The sequence below is a fragment of the Sphingomonas adhaesiva genome (assembly GCF_002374855.1).
GTDB lineage: Bacteria > Pseudomonadota > Alphaproteobacteria > Sphingomonadales > Sphingomonadaceae > Sphingomonas > Sphingomonas adhaesiva.
Map to the genome: position 1 here is coordinate 496,622 of NZ_NWVC01000001.1, position 15,010 is coordinate 511,631.

Here is a 15,010-nt window from a genome sequence, read left to right on the forward strand (position 1 = left end):
GGTCGGGAATGGCCCTGCCGCTGACGCCGCGCCGCATCATGTCTGCCATCACCGGCTCGGGCGAGGAGCCGCGTACCGCGATCATCGATATCGGATCGAACTCGATCCGCCTCGTCGTCTATCAGGGGCCGCCGCGGCTGCCCGCGACGCTGTTCAACGAAAAGGTGCTGGCCGGCCTCGGCCGCAGCCTGGCGGCATCGGGGAAGATCGACGAACAGGCGATGGCGATGGCCGCCACCGCGCTGCACCGTTTCGCCGCGCTCGCCCGCGAGATGGCGGTCGTCAGCATCCGCACCGTCGCCACCGCCGCGGTGCGCGATGCCAGCAACGGCGCGGCACTGATCGCGATCGCCGAAGCCGCCGGCCTCACGGTCGAGATCCTGCCGGGCGAGGAGGAGGCGCGCGCCGCGGGCATGGGCGTGCTGTCGGGCATCCCCGATGCCGACGGGATCGTCGGCGACCTGGGCGGCGGCAGCCTTGAACTGGTGCGGGTAAAGAACGGCGAGCTGTTGCAGCGCACGTCCTTCCCGCTTGGCGTCCTGCGCATCGGTGCGCTGCGCGAACGCGGCAAGCTCGCCGGCCATGTCCAGAAACTGCTGGCACAGCACGGCTGGATCGGCGCGGGAAAGGGGCTGCCGCTCTATCTGGTCGGCGGATCGTGGCGCGCGCTGGCGCGGCTCGACATGGAGGCGACGCGCTATCCGCTGCCCGTCATCCATCAATATGCGATGCCCCCCGCCAGTATCGCGCGGCTGCGCCGCACGCTGGCGCATGTCGGCAAGGCGCGCCTGAAGGCGATCCCCGGCCTGTCGGCCGGCCGCATCCCGACGCTGCTCGATGCCGCCGGATTGCTGTCGGCGCTGCTCGACCAGTTGCGCAGCAGCGGCACAATGGTGTCCGCCTACGGCCTGCGCGAGGGGTTGCTCTACGCCGCGCTGCCCGAGGATGTGCGCGCGCAGGATCCGCTGATCGTCGCCGCGCGCGACGAAGGGCGCCGCAGCGGGCGCTTTCCCGAACATGGCGACCTGCTCGCCGAATGGATCGCGCCGCTGTTCGGGGACGACAGCGCCGCCGATGCGCGCATCCGCATCGCCGCGTGCCAGCTGGCCGATGTGGGCTGGCGCGCCAATCCGGAATTCCGCGCCGAACGCGGGCTGGAAATCGCCATCCACGGCAATTGGGTGGGGATCGACGGTCGCGGGCGCGGCATGCTGGGGCAGGCGCTGTGGACCAGCCTGGGCGGCGATCTCACCAGCCCCGTGCCCTTGCCCGGACTGGCGGGGGAGGCCGACCTGCGCCGCGCGATGCGCTGGGGGTTGGCGATGCGGCTCGGCCAGCGGCTCAGCGGCGGGATCGCGGGGCCGCTGGAACGCTCGTCGCTGATGATCGACGGCACACGACTGCGACTACGGCTCGCCGATGACGATGCCGCGCTCTATGGTGAAGCGGTACAGAAGCGCCACCGCGCCCTTGCGGCATTGATGGGCCGCGAGCCCAGCCTGGCGTAGGGCCGGGCGGCCTAAGCACAACCGCCGCGGTGGATGCCGGAACCGGTCCGGCATGACGCGAGACCTGTGCAAACCCCACGCCGTCATGCCGGACGTGTTCCGGCATCCACGTTTCCACGCACGGGAAAGCGCCTGATTTCGCGGCACCATGGCCCCGCCCTTAACCGCAGGTTAGCTTGACGATCACGCCGTTCGCATCGGTTTCGATGTTCAGCCGGTCGGCGCGGAAATCCATCGTCAGGATCGCGCCGGTCACGTAGCGCCGCACCAGCCGCGCGCCGGACAGGCGCTTCGCCTCGTCGCCCGCCTTGTCGGCCCGTTGCCCGACCAACGCCTGCGCCGGGTTCGCGTCGCACTGCGCGCCCGGCACTTCGGCCACCACGCTGCCGGGGGCGGGCGACGCCGACGCGGGACCGGCGCCCGGCTGCTGCGCACAGGCGGCCAGCGCCATCGTCGTCGCCAGTACGGTCGTCGCGCGCATCATGCCGCCACCCCCTCGGTCCGCGTCATCTTCAGCTTGCCGCCCTGCACCGCGAAGCCCAGCCGGCCCTCGACCAGTTCCAGCGCGTCATGCCCGAACTGGTCGTAGCGCCAGCCCTCCAGGATCTGCAGCCCCTTGCGCTGTCCGGCGGCCAGCGCCTCCAGCTCCTCGCCGCGCGCCAGCAGCCGCGGCGCCACGTCGATGTCGCGCGCACGAATCTTCAGCAGCAGCTTGAGCAGGTCGGCGACCAGCGCCCCCTCGCGCCCCAGCCCGGGCTTGCGATCGTCGCGCGGCGGCAGCTCGTCGTCGGACAGCGGGCGGGCGCCCTCGATCGCCGCGATCAGCCGCGCACCGATATCGTTCGACGCCCAGGTCTGCGACAGCCCGCGCACCTTGGCCAGATCGGCCTGCTTGCGCGGCGGGTGCCCGGCCAGATCGGCGATCGTCTCGTCCTTGACGATCCGTCCGCGCGGCAAATCCTTGGCCTGCGCCTCCAACTCGCGCCAGCGCGCGATCGCCTTCAGCCGGCCGAGCACGTCGGCCTTGCGGCTGGCGACGCGCACGCGCTTCCACGCCAGGTCGGGGTCGTTGGCGTAATTGGCCGGATCGGCCAGCCGCTCCATCTCCTGGTCCAGCCACGCGCCGCGCCCGGTCTTCTTCAACCGCTCCAGCATCTTGGGGAAGATCGCCGAAAGGTGCGTGACGTCGCCGATCGCATATTCGATCTGCCGCGCGTCCAGCGGGCGGCGCGCCCAGTCGGTGAAGCGCGCGCCCTTGTCCACCTGGATGCCCAGCCAGCTGTCGACAAGGTTGGAATAGCCGATCTGCTCGCCCTGACCCAGCGCCATCGCCGCTACCTGCGTATCGAACAGCGGGTGCGGGGTCTTGCCGGTCAGGTTGTAGATGATCTCGATGTCCTGCCCGCCGGCGTGGAACACCTTCAGCACGTCCTCATTGTCGGTCAGCAGCGCCAGCAGCGGCGACAGGTCCAGCCCCGGCGCCATCGGGTCGATCGCCGCCGCCTCCTCGGTATCTGCGATCTGGATCAGGCACAGCTCCGGATAATAGGTGCTCTCGCGCATGAACTCGGTGTCGACCGTCACGAACGGGGCGTCGGAAAGGCGGGCGCAAAGGTTGGCGAGCGTCGCGCTGTCGGTGATGAGGGGATGAACGTGCATAAGGACGACGCCCATATACCCGTGCGCGCGGGTTGACAAAGAGGGTTCGGACAGGGGAGGGGCGCGCAATTGCCCCCGGGGCCGTCACCCCAGCGAAAGCTGGGGTCTCTCGGCAGCGGGCGCACCCTTGCCGCACAAGGCTCCAGCCTGCGCTGGAGCGACGAGACAGAGAAAACCCATGCACGCCTACCGCACCCATCATTGCGCCGCGCTCACCGCCTCCGACGCGGGCGCCAGCGTCCGCCTGTCGGGCTGGGTCCATCGCAAGCGCGATCACGGCGGCGTGCTGTTCGTCGACCTGCGCGACCATTACGGGATTACCCAGATCGTCGCGGACAGCGATTCGCCCGCGCTGGCGCTGCTCGACGGGCTGCGCGTCGAATCGGTCGTGACGATCGACGGCACGGTGAAGCTGCGCTCGGAAGCGACCGTGAACCCCAACCTGCCGACCGGCGCGATCGAGGTCTATGCCCGCGCCGCGACGGTGCAGAGCGCCGCGGCGGAACTGCCGATGCCGGTGTTCGGCGATGCCGAATATCCCGAGGAGATCCGCCTGCGGAACCGCTTCCTCGACCTGCGCCGCGAAAAGCTGCACGCCAACATCATGCTGCGCTCCGCCGTCATCGCCTCGCTGCGTCGCCGGATGATCGACCAGGGCTTCACCGAATTCCAGACCCCGATCCTTACCGCGTCCTCGCCGGAGGGCGCGCGCGACTATCTGGTGCCCAGCCGCGTCCATCCGGGCAAGTTCTACGCGCTGCCGCAGGCGCCGCAGATGTTCAAGCAGCTGCTGATGGTCGCCGGCTTCGACCGCTATTTCCAGATCGCGCCCTGTTTCCGTGACGAGGACGCGCGCGCTGATCGCTCGCCGGGCGAATTCTACCAGCTCGATTTCGAGATGAGCTTCGTCACGCAGGACGACGTGTTCGCCGCGATCGAGCCGGTGCTGCATGGCGTGTTCGAGGAATTCGCCGACTGGCAGGGCAAGGGCCGCACCGTCTCTCCGCTGCCGTTCAAGCGTATCCCGTACCGCGAATCGATGCTGAAATACGGCAACGACAAGCCCGACCTGCGCAACCCGATCCTGATCAGCGACGTCAGCGAGCAGTTCGCCGGCTCCGGCTTCGGCCGCTTCGCCTCGATCGTGGAGGCCGGCGACGTCGTGCGCGCCATCCCCGCGCCGGGTACCGCGGACAAGAGCCGCAAGTTCTTCGACGACATGAACGCCTGGGCGCAGTCCGAAGGGTTCGCGGGGCTGGGCTACGCCACGCGCAAGCAGGGCGAATGGGGCGGCCCGATCGCCAAGAACCATGGCGAGGACAAGATGACCGCGATGGCCGACGCGCTCGGCCTCGGCCCCGATGACGGGCTGTTCTTCGCGGCTGGCCCCGTCGCACAAGCGACGAAACTCGCCGGCCTCGCACGCACCCGCGTCGCCGAACAGCTCGGGCTGATCGACCAGTCGCGCTTCGAATTCTGCTGGATCGTCGACTTCCCGATGTTCGAATATGACGAGGAAGCGAAGAAGGTCGACTTCAGCCACAATCCCTTCTCGATGCCGCAGGGCGAGCTGGAGGCGCTGGAGAGCAAGGACCCGCTCGATATTCTGGCGTATCAGTACGATATCGTCTGCAACGGCGTGGAGCTGTCGTCGGGCGCGATCCGGAACCACCGGCCCGAGATCATGTACAAGGCGTTCGAGATCGCCGGCTATTCGCAGGCCGATGTCGACACCAATTTCGCGGGCATGATCAACGCGTTCAAGTTCGGCGCGCCCCCGCACGGCGGCTCGGCACCGGGCGTCGACCGGATCGTCATGCTCCTCGCCGACCAGCCGAACATCCGCGAGGTGATCGTCTTCCCGATGACGCAGAAGGCGGAGGACCTGATGATGGGTGCACCCAGCTTCGTCAGCGCCAGGCAGCTGCGCGAACTGAACCTGCGCTCCACCGCGGAACTGCCGAAGGGGGACGCCTGAACCAATAAGGTCGCCCTGCGCAGGGCGACCTTATTGGTAACGGCGATGGGCGGACCGGTCATCGCACCGGCCCGCCAACGCGCCTTACGCCGGCTCGAACGCGCCGCTGTCCTGCAACACGCGCAGCTTGCCGTCGGCGATCGCGAAGACCGCGCCGTGCAGCTCCAGCGTGCCGGCCTCGACCCGCTCTTTCACGAACGGGAAGGTCATCAGGTTCTTAAGCGAGGTGCGCACGCCCTCCTGCTCCAGCGCGGTCTGGCCCTCGGGGGTCTTGCCGTGCTCCGCGATCACCTTCGCGCGCGCATCGTCCAGCAGCTTGATCCACGAGGCGACGAACCCGCCTTCGCCCGGCGCCGCATCCTTCAGGTCGCCCGACAGCGCCGCCTTCACGCCGCCGCACGCACCATGGCCCAGCACCAGGATCTCGTCGACCTTCAGCACGGTCACCGCAAATTCCAGCGCCGCCGACACGCCGTGCAGCCCGCCGCCGGTTTCGAACGGCGGAACCAGGTTGGCGACGTTGCGAACGACGAAGATTTCGCCCGGGCGGCTGCCGAAGATCGTCGCCGGTTCCACCCGGCTGTCGGAACAGGCGATCACCATCACGCGCGGCGACTGGCCCTCGGCCAGTTCCTTCCACCGCTCGCGCTCCTCCAGCCATTCGGTGCCGCGGAACTTGTAATAGCCGTCGATCAGATCGTGGAAGTTGCTCATCCGTCAAAAACCCTTTCGTTGTCTGTTGGCGTCGAAATCGCTATCTGCGCCGCATGAACGACCTGACACCGATCAAGGCTCCCCAGCGCACCCGCAAGCCCGACTGGATCCGCGTGAAGGCGCCGACCAGCGAGGGGTTCGCCGCGACCCGCGCGCTGATGCGCTCCAAAAGCCTGACGACGGTGTGCGAGGAAGCGGCCTGCCCGAACATCGGCGAATGCTGGACCAAGAAGCATGCCACGGTGATGATCCTGGGCGACACGTGCACGCGCGCCTGCGCCTTCTGCAACGTAAAGACCGGGATGCCGCGCGCCGTCGATCCGATGGAGCCGCAGAACGTCGCCGATGCGGCGGCGCAGATGGGGCTTGAGCATATCGTCGTGACCTCCGTTGACCGCGATGACCTGCCCGATGGCGGGGCGAAGCAGTTCGTGAAGGTGATCGAGGCGATCCGCCGGACCAATCCGACGACCACGATCGAAATCCTCACGCCCGATTTCCGGAATAAGCACGAAGCCGCGGTGGAGGCCATCGTCGCGGCCCGCCCGGACGTATATAATCACAATCTGGAAACGGTGCCGCGGCTGTACCCGACGATTCGACCCGGCGCGCGCTACTATGCGTCGATCCGCCTGCTGGAGAGCGTCAAGAAGCTCGACCCGTCGATCTTCACCAAGTCCGGCATCATGCTGGGCCTGGGGGAGGAACGGCTGGAGGTGCATCAGGTGATGGACGACATGCGGTCGGCCGACATCGATTTCCTGACGATGGGCCAGTATCTGCAGCCCACCCCGCGCCACGCGAAGGTCGCCGATTTCGTCACCCCGGCCGCGTTCGACGCCTATGCCGCGATCGCGCGCGCCAAGGGTTTCCTGCTGGTCGCCTCCTCGCCGCTGACGCGGTCGAGCTATCACGCCGGGGACGATTTCGCGAAGATGAAGGCCGCGCGCGAGGCGAAGCTTGCCCAAGCACGCTGAGACCCGCCGCCTGCCGTACACCCCGGAACAGATGTTCGATCTGGTCGCGGACGTGCGCCGCTACCCCGAATTCCTGCCGTGGGTCAGCGCGATGCGCGTGCGCCAGGATGACGATACCGCCACGGTCGCCGACATGATCGTCGGGTTCAAGGGGCTGCGCGAAACCTTCACGTCGAAGGTGGGCAAGCAGCGACCGGAGACGATCCACGTCGAATATGTCGACGGGCCACTGAAGTATCTGCACAACGACTGGCGTTTCCGTCCCGATGGGGAAGGGGGCTGCCTGGTCGACTTCTCGGTCGATTTCGCGTTCAAGAACCGCATGTTCGAAATGCTCGCCGGCCAGGTGTTCGGCGCCGCGCTGCGCCGCATGATCGGCGCGTTCGAGGAACGTGCCGCTGCCCTGTACGGCAACGACCGGCGGTAGCGTTCGCAACGCCGCCGCCGGTCGCCGGTCATCTCAAGGGAACCGGCCGCCCGGTCAGAAGGATTCCCAGTCGTCCTGCGCCGCGACGGCGGCCGCGGCGCCGCCACGCGGGCGTGCCGCCGCGGCGATCCGCGGGCCGGCCTGCGCCACGCGCGCCTGCAACTGGTGGACGGGCGCTGACGACACCGCCCCGCCGCGCTGATCCAGTCGGAACCGCGCGATCTGCTGCGCCATGTTCTGCGTTTCCGACGCCAGGCTGCGCGCGGCGGCGGTCGCTTCCTCGACCATCGCGGCGTTCTGCTGCGTCACGCCGTCCATCTCGGACACGGCGGTGTTGATCTGCTGCAACCCGACCGACTGCTGCTCCGCCGCAGCGGCGATGTCGGACACCAGCGTGTTGATCTCGACGATCCGCGCGTTGATGCTGGTCAGCGCCTCGCCCGCCTGACCGACCAGCGCCACCCCGGCATTGACCTGCTCGCCGGACGCGGTGATCTTCACCTTCACGTCCTTGGCCGCATCCGCCGACCGCTGCGCCAGCGCGCGCACCTCGCTGGCGACCACCGCGAAGCCCTTGCCCGCGTCGCCGGCGCGCGCGGCCTCGACCCCGGCATTGAGCGCCAACAGGTTGGTCTGGAACGCGATGCCGTCGATCACCGCGATGATCTCGCTGATCTCGGCCGAGGAACGCTCGATGCCGTTCATCGCCTCGACCGCGCGCTTGACGACCTCGCCGGAACGCTCGGCATCGTTGTGGGTCGTCGCCACCACGTCATTGGCGCGATGCGCGTTCTGGGCGGTTTCGCGCACGGTCGTCGAAATCTCGTGCATGGCCGCTGCGGTCTCTTCCAGGCTCGCAGCCTGCTGCTCGGTACGGCGCGACAGATCGTCGGATGCCTGGCGAATATCGCTGGCGCCGTTGGTGATCCCCTGCGCGCTTTCCGTCACCGCGCCGAGCGCGGACGACACCGCGTCCATCGCGGCGTTGAAATCGGACTTCAGCTTGGCGAACGGGCCGACCAGTTCGGCATCGATCCGCGCCGTCAGGTCGCCCTGCGCCAGCGCGGACAGGCCGGTGCCGACGCTGTCGACGATCAGCGTCGTCTGTTCCTCCTTGGAACGCTCGGCTGCGGCCAGCTGATCGCGGAACGCCGCGATCGACCCGGCCAGCTGCCCCACTTCGTCGCGACGCACGTCGACCGGCACCTGCGCGGTCAGGTCGCCCGCGGCCAGCCGCCCCATCGTATCGGTCATCGCGCGCAGCGGATGCGCGATCCCGCGCACCAGCGCCGTCAGGATTACGCCGGTCAGGATCAGGACGGCGATCGCGATCGCGATGCTGATGTTGCGCGACCAGTTGTAGGCGGTTGCCGCCTCATCCAGCGCCTCGTCGCTCAGCTTGACCTGCGTTTCCTGCATCTGCACCGCCAGTTCGGTGGCGCGATCGAACACCTTCTTGGTGGCCCGGAAACTGTCAAGCGCCGCTTGGTCGTTGTTCTGCTTGCCCAACGCCACCGTCCGTTGCGACAAGGCGAGGAATGTTTCCCAGGTATCGCGGAAGTTCCGCAGCAGTCCGATGGCCACCGGGTTACGCAGGCTGCGTTCCAGAAAGCGGCTGCTGCTCTCGACGCGCCCCCCAGCTGCCTTGGCGGCGCGCTCCGCCGCTGCGATATTGGCGGGAACGGTCGACAGAATGACGTTCGCCTCGGCGATTCGGTAGTCGGAGGTAGCGGTATTGATCGTCGCGATCGCCACCAGGTTGTCGCGGCGAAACCGGCCGAGCTCGTCTGCCGTCTCGTTCAGTTTGCGCAGCGTTGTCATGGACATCGCCATCATCGCGATCAACGCCAGCAACAGGATGCCGAACGACGCGATCAGCTTTCTCGATACCGTCAAATTCTTCATGATGTTCCCCACTCCCCCCGGGGCAACACCATCCGTAACGGCAATAAGTTTACCACCGATTAGTGATGTAAATTACAGTCCATCGGCCGAAGTCGCCGGCATCAACAGGTCCAGCGCGCACTGCGCGGCCTGCAACCGCACGCCGCCGCGGCCGAGATCGCCGAACAGCCGCTTGTCCGCGATCACGTCCGACGGATCGGCGTCGCGCTCCGCGCGCGCGAACACCACCGTCCCGACCGGCTTCTTCTCGCTGCCGCCGCCCGGACCTGCGACGCCGGTGATCGCGACGGCGACATCGGCGTCGCTTTTCGCCAGCGCGCCCTGTGCCATGCTCCACGCCACCGCGATGGATACCGCGCCGAACGTGTCCAGCACGTCGCCGCTGACCCCCAGCAGATGCCGCTTGGCATCGTTGGAATAGGTGACGAAACCGGCCTCGAACACGTCGGAGGAGCCGGGGATCTCGGTCAGCGCCGCCGATACCAGCCCGCCGGTGCAGCTTTCCGCCACCGCGATGCGGCGCCCCGCCGCACGGTTCGCCTCGATGACGCGGCGCGCGGCATCGACCAGTTCGGGGGGAAGGGTGGTGTCGGTCACTTCGCCTCCGGGGCCGGGCATACCGGCAGGTCGGGGATGCGGTTCTGCCGCCCCTTGGCCTTTTCGGCCTTCAGATACTGCAACGTCGCCACGACGATCCCCGCCGTATTGCGCGCCGGCAGCGGCTCCAGCAAGGTCACCAGCCGGTCCAGCGTCCCGCAATCGGACGGCTGGATGCGCCCGGTGATCTGCGGCGCGAAGATGGAGGTCAGCGTCGTGCGCGCATAATCGCTCATCAGCAGCAGCTCGACCGCCGGATCGCTCAGCTTCGCGATCGCGGCGCGCGCGGCGGGCCAGGCGCGGTCCGCCTCGGCATCGTATTTCGCCAGGAACGCGCCGCTGGACCGGCGCAACAGGCTCGATGCCGGCAGGGCGGAGCACACGCGACCGGCGTCGCGGATGATCTCCGGCAGCGCGACCAGCGCGATCGACTCGGCATCGGTGGCGCTCAGGCAGCGGGTCTGCGCGGCGGCGGGGCTGGCGACCAGCGACAGCGCGGCCGCGATGGCGAACAACGGCCTCATGCCGCCAGTCCCGTCGGCAGATTGATCGTCGCCACCGCCTGCGCGGCGATCCCCTCGCCACGGCCGGTGAACCCCAGTCGCTCGGTCGTCGTCGCCTTCACGCTGACCCGATCGGTCGACAGGCCCAGAAGTTCCGCGATCCGCGCCTGCATCGCCGCGCGGTGCGGTCCGATCTTGGGCGCCTCGCACATCAGCGTCAGGTCAACGAAGGTGATCCGCCCGCCCTTCGCCTCGACCAGCCCGCGCGCGTGGCGCAGGAACTGGCCGGATTCGGCGCCGCGCCATTGCGGATCGCTGGGCGGGAAATGCGTGCCGATGTCGCCCGCCGCGATCGTGCCCAGCACCGCATCGGTGATCGCATGCAGCGCGACGTCCGCGTCGCTGTGCCCCGACAGCCCCTGGTGGTGCGGAATGCGCACCCCGCCCAGCCACAACTCCTCGCCATCCTCCAGCCGGTGGACGTCGAAGCCGCTGGCGCTGCGCGTCTCGGAGCCAACACGTGCCGCCGCGATGGCGAAATCGGCGGGGTAGGTGATCTTCTCCAGCATCGCATCGCCCTCCACCAGCGTCACGTCATGGCCCAGCGCGCGGACCATCTGCGCATCATCGGTCGCCTCGCCCCCGGTCCACTCCGCATGGGCACGCGCCAGCGTCGCGAACCGGAACGCCTGCGGGGTCTGGACGCGGTGCAGGCCGTCGCGGGGCACCACTGCGCCGCGCGCGTCGACCAGCGTATCCGCGACCGGCAGCACCGGAACAGCCGCCTCGGCGGTATCCAGCGCCCCCAGAACCCGGTCGATGACCGCGTGCGACAGGAACGGGCGCGCCGCATCGTGGATCACGACTCGCTCCGCACCGTGTAGTTTTGCCAGTCCCGCGGCCACCGACTCGCGCCGCACCGCACCGCCTGCCACCCATTCGGCGCCCGGAACGGCGCTTTTCAGCAGCATTTCGTGCTCCGGCGCGATCACGACCAGCACCTTTTCGATCGCCGGATGCGTCGCCAGCGCCTCGTAACTCCACGCGATCATCGCGCGGCCCGCCACGTCGGCGAACTGTTTGGGCACGGAACTGCCGCTGCGCGTGCCCGTCCCGGCGGCGACGATAAGGGCGACTTGGGTCATCGTGGCGCCGCCTAGCGGTTCCGCACGCGCCTTGCCAGACCCGCTCGCTTCCCCTACCTGCCCGTTTTTAAGGCAGCTCCCCTCGATGACCGCGCTTTCTCCCATCCAGATCGGCCCCGTGACGATCGACCAGCCGGTCGTGCTGGCGCCCATGACCGGCGTCACCGACCAGCCGTTCCGCACCCTCGTGCGCCGCTACGGCTCCGGCCTCAACGTCACCGAAATGATCGCCAGCCAGGCCGCGATCCGCGAAACCCGCCAGTCTATTCAAAAGGCTGCGTGGCATCTTTCGGAAGAGCCGGTATCCATGCAGCTGGTCGGCTGCACCCCGCATGAGATGGGGGAGGCGGCGAAGCTTGCGCGCGACAAGGGCGCCGCGATCATCGACATCAACATGGGCTGCCCGGTGCGCAAGGTGACCAACGGCGACGCCGGCTCCGCGCTGATGCGCGACCTGACGCTTGCCACCCCGATCATCCGCGCCGTCGTCGCCGCCGTCGATGCCCCCGTGACGCTCAAGATGCGCATGGGCTGGTGCCACGACAGCCTGAACGCCCCCGAACTCGCCCGGATCGCGCAGGATCTAGGCGTGCAGATGGTCACCGTCCACGGCCGCACCCGCAACCAGATGTACAAGGGCTCGGCCGACTGGGGTTTCATCCGCCGGGTCAAGGATGCGGTGTCGATCCCGGTGATCGCCAATGGCGACATTTGCGGGATCGAGGATGCCGAGGCGGCGCTGGCGCAGTCGGGCGCGGACGGCATCATGATCGGGCGCGGCGCCTATGGCCGTCCGTGGCTGCTGGCGCAGGTGATGCACTGGCTGGCCACCGGGGAGCGTATGGCGGATCCGTCGTTCGACGAACAATATCGCCTGATCGCAGAGCATTACGACATGATGCTCAGCCATTATGGAACGTTTACCGGCGTCAACATGGCGCGCAAGCACATCGGCTGGTACACCAAGGGCATCCCCGGCTCCGCCGAGTTCCGCAACAAGGTCAACCAGGAACCCGATGCCGATCGCGTGAAGGCGATGCTCGCCGAATTCTACGCGCCCCACCGGATGCGGGACGCGGCATGATGCTGGCCGCGCGCGGCCCGGACGAGGCGGAGTTGCTCGCCGCGCTGCCCGTTGCCGTCCTCGTGGTCGACCCGGACGATCGGATCGCGCGCGCCAATGCCGAGTGCGAGACGCTGCTCAACCTGTCAGAGCGCGCGATGATGGGGCATCCGGTCGATACGATCCTAAAACTGCCCGAGGCCGCGACCCGGCGCGAAGGCCATGCCTTCGCCGCGTTCGATGCCGAGCTGGAGACGATGCGCGGCGTGCGCATGCGCGTGGACGTGATCGAAACCGCCGTCGTCGAGCATCCGGGCTGGAGAACGATCACGCTCCACAACGCCGCCGCGTCGCGCCGCCTGGGCATCTCCTCCGAACGTGCCGCGGCGGCGCGCTCGGCGGTCGGGGCGGCGGCGATGCTGGCGCATGAGATCAAGAATCCATTGTCCAGCATTCGCGGCGCGGCGCAGCTGATCGCCGACGGGGCGGCTGCGGACGACCTGACGCGGCTGATGATATCGGAGGTCGATCGCATCGCCGCGCTGATCGACCATATGGAGGATTTTACCGACACCCGCCCGCGCGAGACCGCGCCGCTTAACATCTACCCGCTGCTGGCGCATGCCCGCGACGTGGCGCTCGCCGGCTTCGCGCGGGGGATCACGATCGAGGAACGCTTCGACCCATCGCTGCCGCAGGTGCTGGGCAATCGCGACGCGCTGCTCCAGATCATCCTCAACCTGCTCAAGAATGCGGCAGCCGCGCTCGGCGATCGCGGCGAACGGCGGATCACGCTGGCCACCGCCTATCGCCACGGCATCACGGTTCCGACCGGGAAGGGCGGGGCGCGGGTGGCGCTGCCGATCGAGATCTGCATCATCGACACCGGACCGGGCGCCCCCGACGATATCGCCGAACATCTGTTCGACCCCTTCGTGTCGAGCCGGCCGGAGGGCAAGGGACTGGGCCTCGCACTGGTCGACAAGTTGATCCGCGACATGGGTGGAATCGTTCAATATTCCCGCGAAGGGCAGCCGCATCAGACGGTGTTCCGTTTGCTGCTGCGCCGGGCAAGCGCGTGACCGGCGGCCGCATCCTGCTGGTCGATGACGACGACGCCATCCGCACCGTCGTCGCCCATGCGCTGAAGCGCGCCGGGCATCAGGTGCGCACCGCCGCCAGCCTGGGCGAGCTGGCGCGCGAAATGCGCTCGCACCCGCCGGACGTCCTGCTGACCGATGTCGTCCTGCCGGATGGCGACGGCATCGAACAGGCGACGCGGATCGTCGCGGAACACCCGGAGATGCCGGTCATCGTCCTGTCGGCGCGCAACACGCTGACCACCGCGGTGCGCGCGAACGAGGCGGGCGCCTATGACTATCTGCCCAAGCCGTTCGACCTCGACACACTGACCCGTACCGTCGCGGCGGCGCTGGCGCGGCGCGCGGCCAACGCCGGCGAACAGGCACCGTCGGAGGACGCCTCGCTGCCGCTGATCGGCCGGTCGCCGGCGATGCAGGACGTCTATCGCGTGATCGCCCGCGTGGTGTCGAACGACCTGACCGTGCTGGTGTCAGGCGAATCGGGAACGGGCAAGGAACTGGTCGCACGCGCGATCCACGATCTGGGCGCGCGCCGTGCCGCACCGTTCGTGCCGATCAACATGGCCGCAATCCCCCGCGATCTGATTGAGGCCGAGTTGTTCGGGCATGAACGCGGCGCCTTCACCGGCGCGGCGCAGCGCAGCGCCGGCCGCTTCGAACAGGCAGCCGGCGGCACGCTGTTCCTCGACGAGATCGGCGACATGCCCGTGGAGGCGCAGACGCGGCTGCTGCGCGTGCTGCAATCGGGGGAGTTCACCACGGTCGGCGGTGCGCGGACGATCCGTGCCGATGTGCGCATCGTCGCGGCGACCAACCGCGATCTGCAACAGGCGGTCGTGACCGGGCAGTTCCGCGAAGACCTGTATTACCGCCTGAACGTCGTTCCTATCGCACTGCCGGCGCTGCGCGAGCGGCGCGGTGACATCGCCGAACTGGCGCGCCATTTCCTGGATCGCGCCGCGGAGGCCGGGCTGCCGCGCAAGACGCTGGACGGCGCGGCCGTGGCGGCGCTGGAGGCCCATGACTGGCCCGGCAACGTGCGGGAGCTGGAAAACCTCATGCGCCGGCTCGCCGCGCTGTCGCGGGACGACCATATGGGCGCGGCCGAAGTGCGCGCAACGATCGGTACCGCGGCGCCCGTGGCGGATGCGGTGCCCGACGCGGGGATCGACGCGGCGGTCCATGCGATGATCGAGCGGCTGGCCCGGCAGGAGCCGCGCGCGCTCGACGACGGCTCGCTCTACACCCGCGTCATCGCCGAGGTCGAACGCCCGCTGATCGAGGCGATGCTGGCACGCCATGGCGGCAACCAGCTGCGCGCAGCCCGCGCGATGGGACTGAACCGCAATACGCTGCGCAAGCGGTTGGACATGCTCGGGATCGAGGTCGCAACGGGATCATTTGCCGCTTCCGACGGGTGAAGTGCGCAAA

Annotated in this window: 14 protein-coding genes; 7 read left to right on the forward strand and 7 right to left on the reverse strand. The window is 68.6% G+C overall.

Annotation, left to right across the window (positions count from 1 at the left end):
- Positions 1-8 precede the first annotated feature (8 nt).
- A complete protein-coding gene (locus COA07_RS02505) occupies positions 9-1,508 on the forward strand; it encodes a Ppx/GppA family phosphatase (protein ID WP_083956732.1) in 1,500 nt (499 codons plus the stop codon).
- Between the two features lie 160 nt (positions 1,509-1,668).
- Here COA07_RS02505 and COA07_RS02510 read toward each other — a convergent pair whose 3' ends face one another.
- Positions 1,669-1,992, reverse strand: a complete 324-nt coding sequence (locus COA07_RS02510) for an I78 family peptidase inhibitor (protein WP_083956731.1) — start codon at positions 1,990-1,992, stop codon at positions 1,669-1,671.
- Entirely contained in the window at positions 1,989-3,167 is a 1,179-nt protein-coding gene (rnd, locus tag COA07_RS02515) for a ribonuclease D (protein ID WP_066707749.1), read from the reverse strand. Before rnd ends, COA07_RS02510 begins: the two co-directional genes overlap by 4 nt.
- A gap of 178 nt (positions 3,168-3,345) precedes the next feature.
- Between rnd and aspS the strand changes: the two genes are divergently transcribed.
- A complete protein-coding gene (gene aspS, locus COA07_RS02520) occupies positions 3,346-5,145 on the forward strand; it encodes an aspartate--tRNA ligase (protein WP_066707738.1) in 1,800 nt (599 codons plus the stop codon).
- An 84-nt stretch (positions 5,146-5,229) separates the two neighbouring features.
- Here aspS and COA07_RS02525 read toward each other — a convergent pair whose 3' ends face one another.
- Positions 5,230-5,859, reverse strand: a complete 630-nt coding sequence (locus COA07_RS02525) for a carbonic anhydrase (RefSeq protein ID WP_066707735.1) — start codon at positions 5,857-5,859, stop codon at positions 5,230-5,232.
- A 53-nt stretch (positions 5,860-5,912) separates the two neighbouring features.
- Here COA07_RS02525 and lipA point away from each other — a divergent pair, with 53 nt between their 5' ends.
- Positions 5,913-6,836, forward strand: a complete 924-nt coding sequence (gene lipA / locus COA07_RS02530) for a lipoyl synthase (protein WP_066707733.1) — start codon at positions 5,913-5,915, stop codon at positions 6,834-6,836.
- A complete protein-coding gene (locus COA07_RS02535) occupies positions 6,820-7,263 on the forward strand; it encodes a type II toxin-antitoxin system RatA family toxin (protein ID WP_066707731.1) in 444 nt (147 codons plus the stop codon). Before lipA ends, COA07_RS02535 begins: the two co-directional genes overlap by 17 nt.
- Before the next feature lie 54 nt (positions 7,264-7,317).
- Here COA07_RS02535 and COA07_RS02540 read toward each other — a convergent pair whose 3' ends face one another.
- The 4 genes from COA07_RS02540 to COA07_RS02555 form a co-directional block, all read right to left on the reverse strand.
- The gene (locus COA07_RS02540; RefSeq protein ID WP_096640402.1) at positions 7,318-9,168 is read right to left on the reverse strand and encodes a methyl-accepting chemotaxis protein; all 1,851 of its coding nucleotides are present in this window, start codon (positions 9,166-9,168) and stop codon (positions 7,318-7,320) included.
- Between the two features lie 72 nt (positions 9,169-9,240).
- On the reverse strand, positions 9,241-9,786 hold the full coding sequence (locus COA07_RS02545) for a CinA family protein (protein WP_066707540.1): 546 nt from the start codon (positions 9,784-9,786) through the stop codon (positions 9,241-9,243).
- Positions 9,762-10,289 carry a hypothetical protein gene (locus COA07_RS02550; RefSeq protein WP_066707537.1) on the reverse strand — a complete coding sequence of 176 codons (528 nt, stop codon included), beginning with the start codon at positions 10,287-10,289 and terminating at the stop codon, positions 9,762-9,764. Before COA07_RS02550 ends, COA07_RS02545 begins: the two co-directional genes overlap by 25 nt.
- Positions 10,286-11,413: a bifunctional 2-C-methyl-D-erythritol 4-phosphate cytidylyltransferase/2-C-methyl-D-erythritol 2,4-cyclodiphosphate synthase gene (locus tag COA07_RS02555; protein ID WP_066707534.1), complete on the reverse strand. Its 1,128-nt coding sequence runs from the start codon at positions 11,411-11,413 to the stop codon at positions 10,286-10,288. Before COA07_RS02555 ends, COA07_RS02550 begins: the two co-directional genes overlap by 4 nt.
- Positions 11,414-11,498: 85 nt before the next feature.
- Between COA07_RS02555 and dusB the strand changes: the two genes are divergently transcribed.
- Genes dusB through ntrC form a run of 3 tightly spaced genes read left to right on the forward strand, consistent with a single transcriptional unit; the run spans position 11,499 to position 15,000 of the window.
- A complete protein-coding gene (dusB, locus tag COA07_RS02560; protein ID WP_066707522.1) occupies positions 11,499-12,497 on the forward strand; it encodes a tRNA dihydrouridine synthase DusB in 999 nt (332 codons plus the stop codon).
- Positions 12,494-13,558: a two-component system sensor histidine kinase NtrB gene (locus tag COA07_RS02565; protein WP_066707520.1), complete on the forward strand. Its 1,065-nt coding sequence runs from the start codon at positions 12,494-12,496 to the stop codon at positions 13,556-13,558. Before dusB ends, COA07_RS02565 begins: the two co-directional genes overlap by 4 nt.
- Complete coding sequence (gene ntrC, locus COA07_RS02570; RefSeq protein ID WP_066707518.1) at positions 13,555-15,000, forward strand: nitrogen regulation protein NR(I); 1,446 nt, start codon at positions 13,555-13,557, stop codon at positions 14,998-15,000. The genes COA07_RS02565 and ntrC overlap by 4 nt, the downstream gene beginning before the upstream one ends.
- Positions 15,001-15,010: the final 10 nt, after the last annotated feature.

Excerpts from the sequence above, each read along its gene's own strand:
- aspS (WP_066707738.1), top strand. The coding sequence starts at position 3,346 with ATGCACGCCTACCGCACCCATCATTGCGCCGCGCTCACCGCCTCCGAC.
- COA07_RS02540 (WP_096640402.1), bottom strand. The coding sequence starts at position 9,168 with ATGAAGAATTTGACGGTATCGAGAAAGCTGATCGCGTCGTTCGGCATC.
- COA07_RS02510 (WP_083956731.1), bottom strand. The coding sequence starts at position 1,992 with ATGATGCGCGCGACGACCGTACTGGCGACGACGATGGCGCTGGCCGCC.
- dusB (WP_066707522.1), top strand. The coding sequence starts at position 11,499 with ATGACCGCGCTTTCTCCCATCCAGATCGGCCCCGTGACGATCGACCAG.
- COA07_RS02550 (WP_066707537.1), bottom strand. The coding sequence starts at position 10,289 with ATGAGGCCGTTGTTCGCCATCGCGGCCGCGCTGTCGCTGGTCGCCAGC.
- lipA (WP_066707733.1), top strand. The coding sequence starts at position 5,913 with ATGAACGACCTGACACCGATCAAGGCTCCCCAGCGCACCCGCAAGCCC.
- COA07_RS02505 (WP_083956732.1), top strand. The coding sequence starts at position 9 with ATGGCCCTGCCGCTGACGCCGCGCCGCATCATGTCTGCCATCACCGGC.
- COA07_RS02545 (WP_066707540.1), bottom strand. The coding sequence starts at position 9,786 with ATGCCCGGCCCCGGAGGCGAAGTGACCGACACCACCCTTCCCCCCGAA.
- rnd (WP_066707749.1), bottom strand. The coding sequence starts at position 3,167 with ATGCACGTTCATCCCCTCATCACCGACAGCGCGACGCTCGCCAACCTT.
- COA07_RS02555 (WP_066707534.1), bottom strand. The coding sequence starts at position 11,413 with ATGACCCAAGTCGCCCTTATCGTCGCCGCCGGGACGGGCACGCGCAGC.
- COA07_RS02525 (WP_066707735.1), bottom strand. The coding sequence starts at position 5,859 with ATGAGCAACTTCCACGATCTGATCGACGGCTATTACAAGTTCCGCGGC.
- COA07_RS02565 (WP_066707520.1), top strand. The coding sequence starts at position 12,494 with ATGATGCTGGCCGCGCGCGGCCCGGACGAGGCGGAGTTGCTCGCCGCG.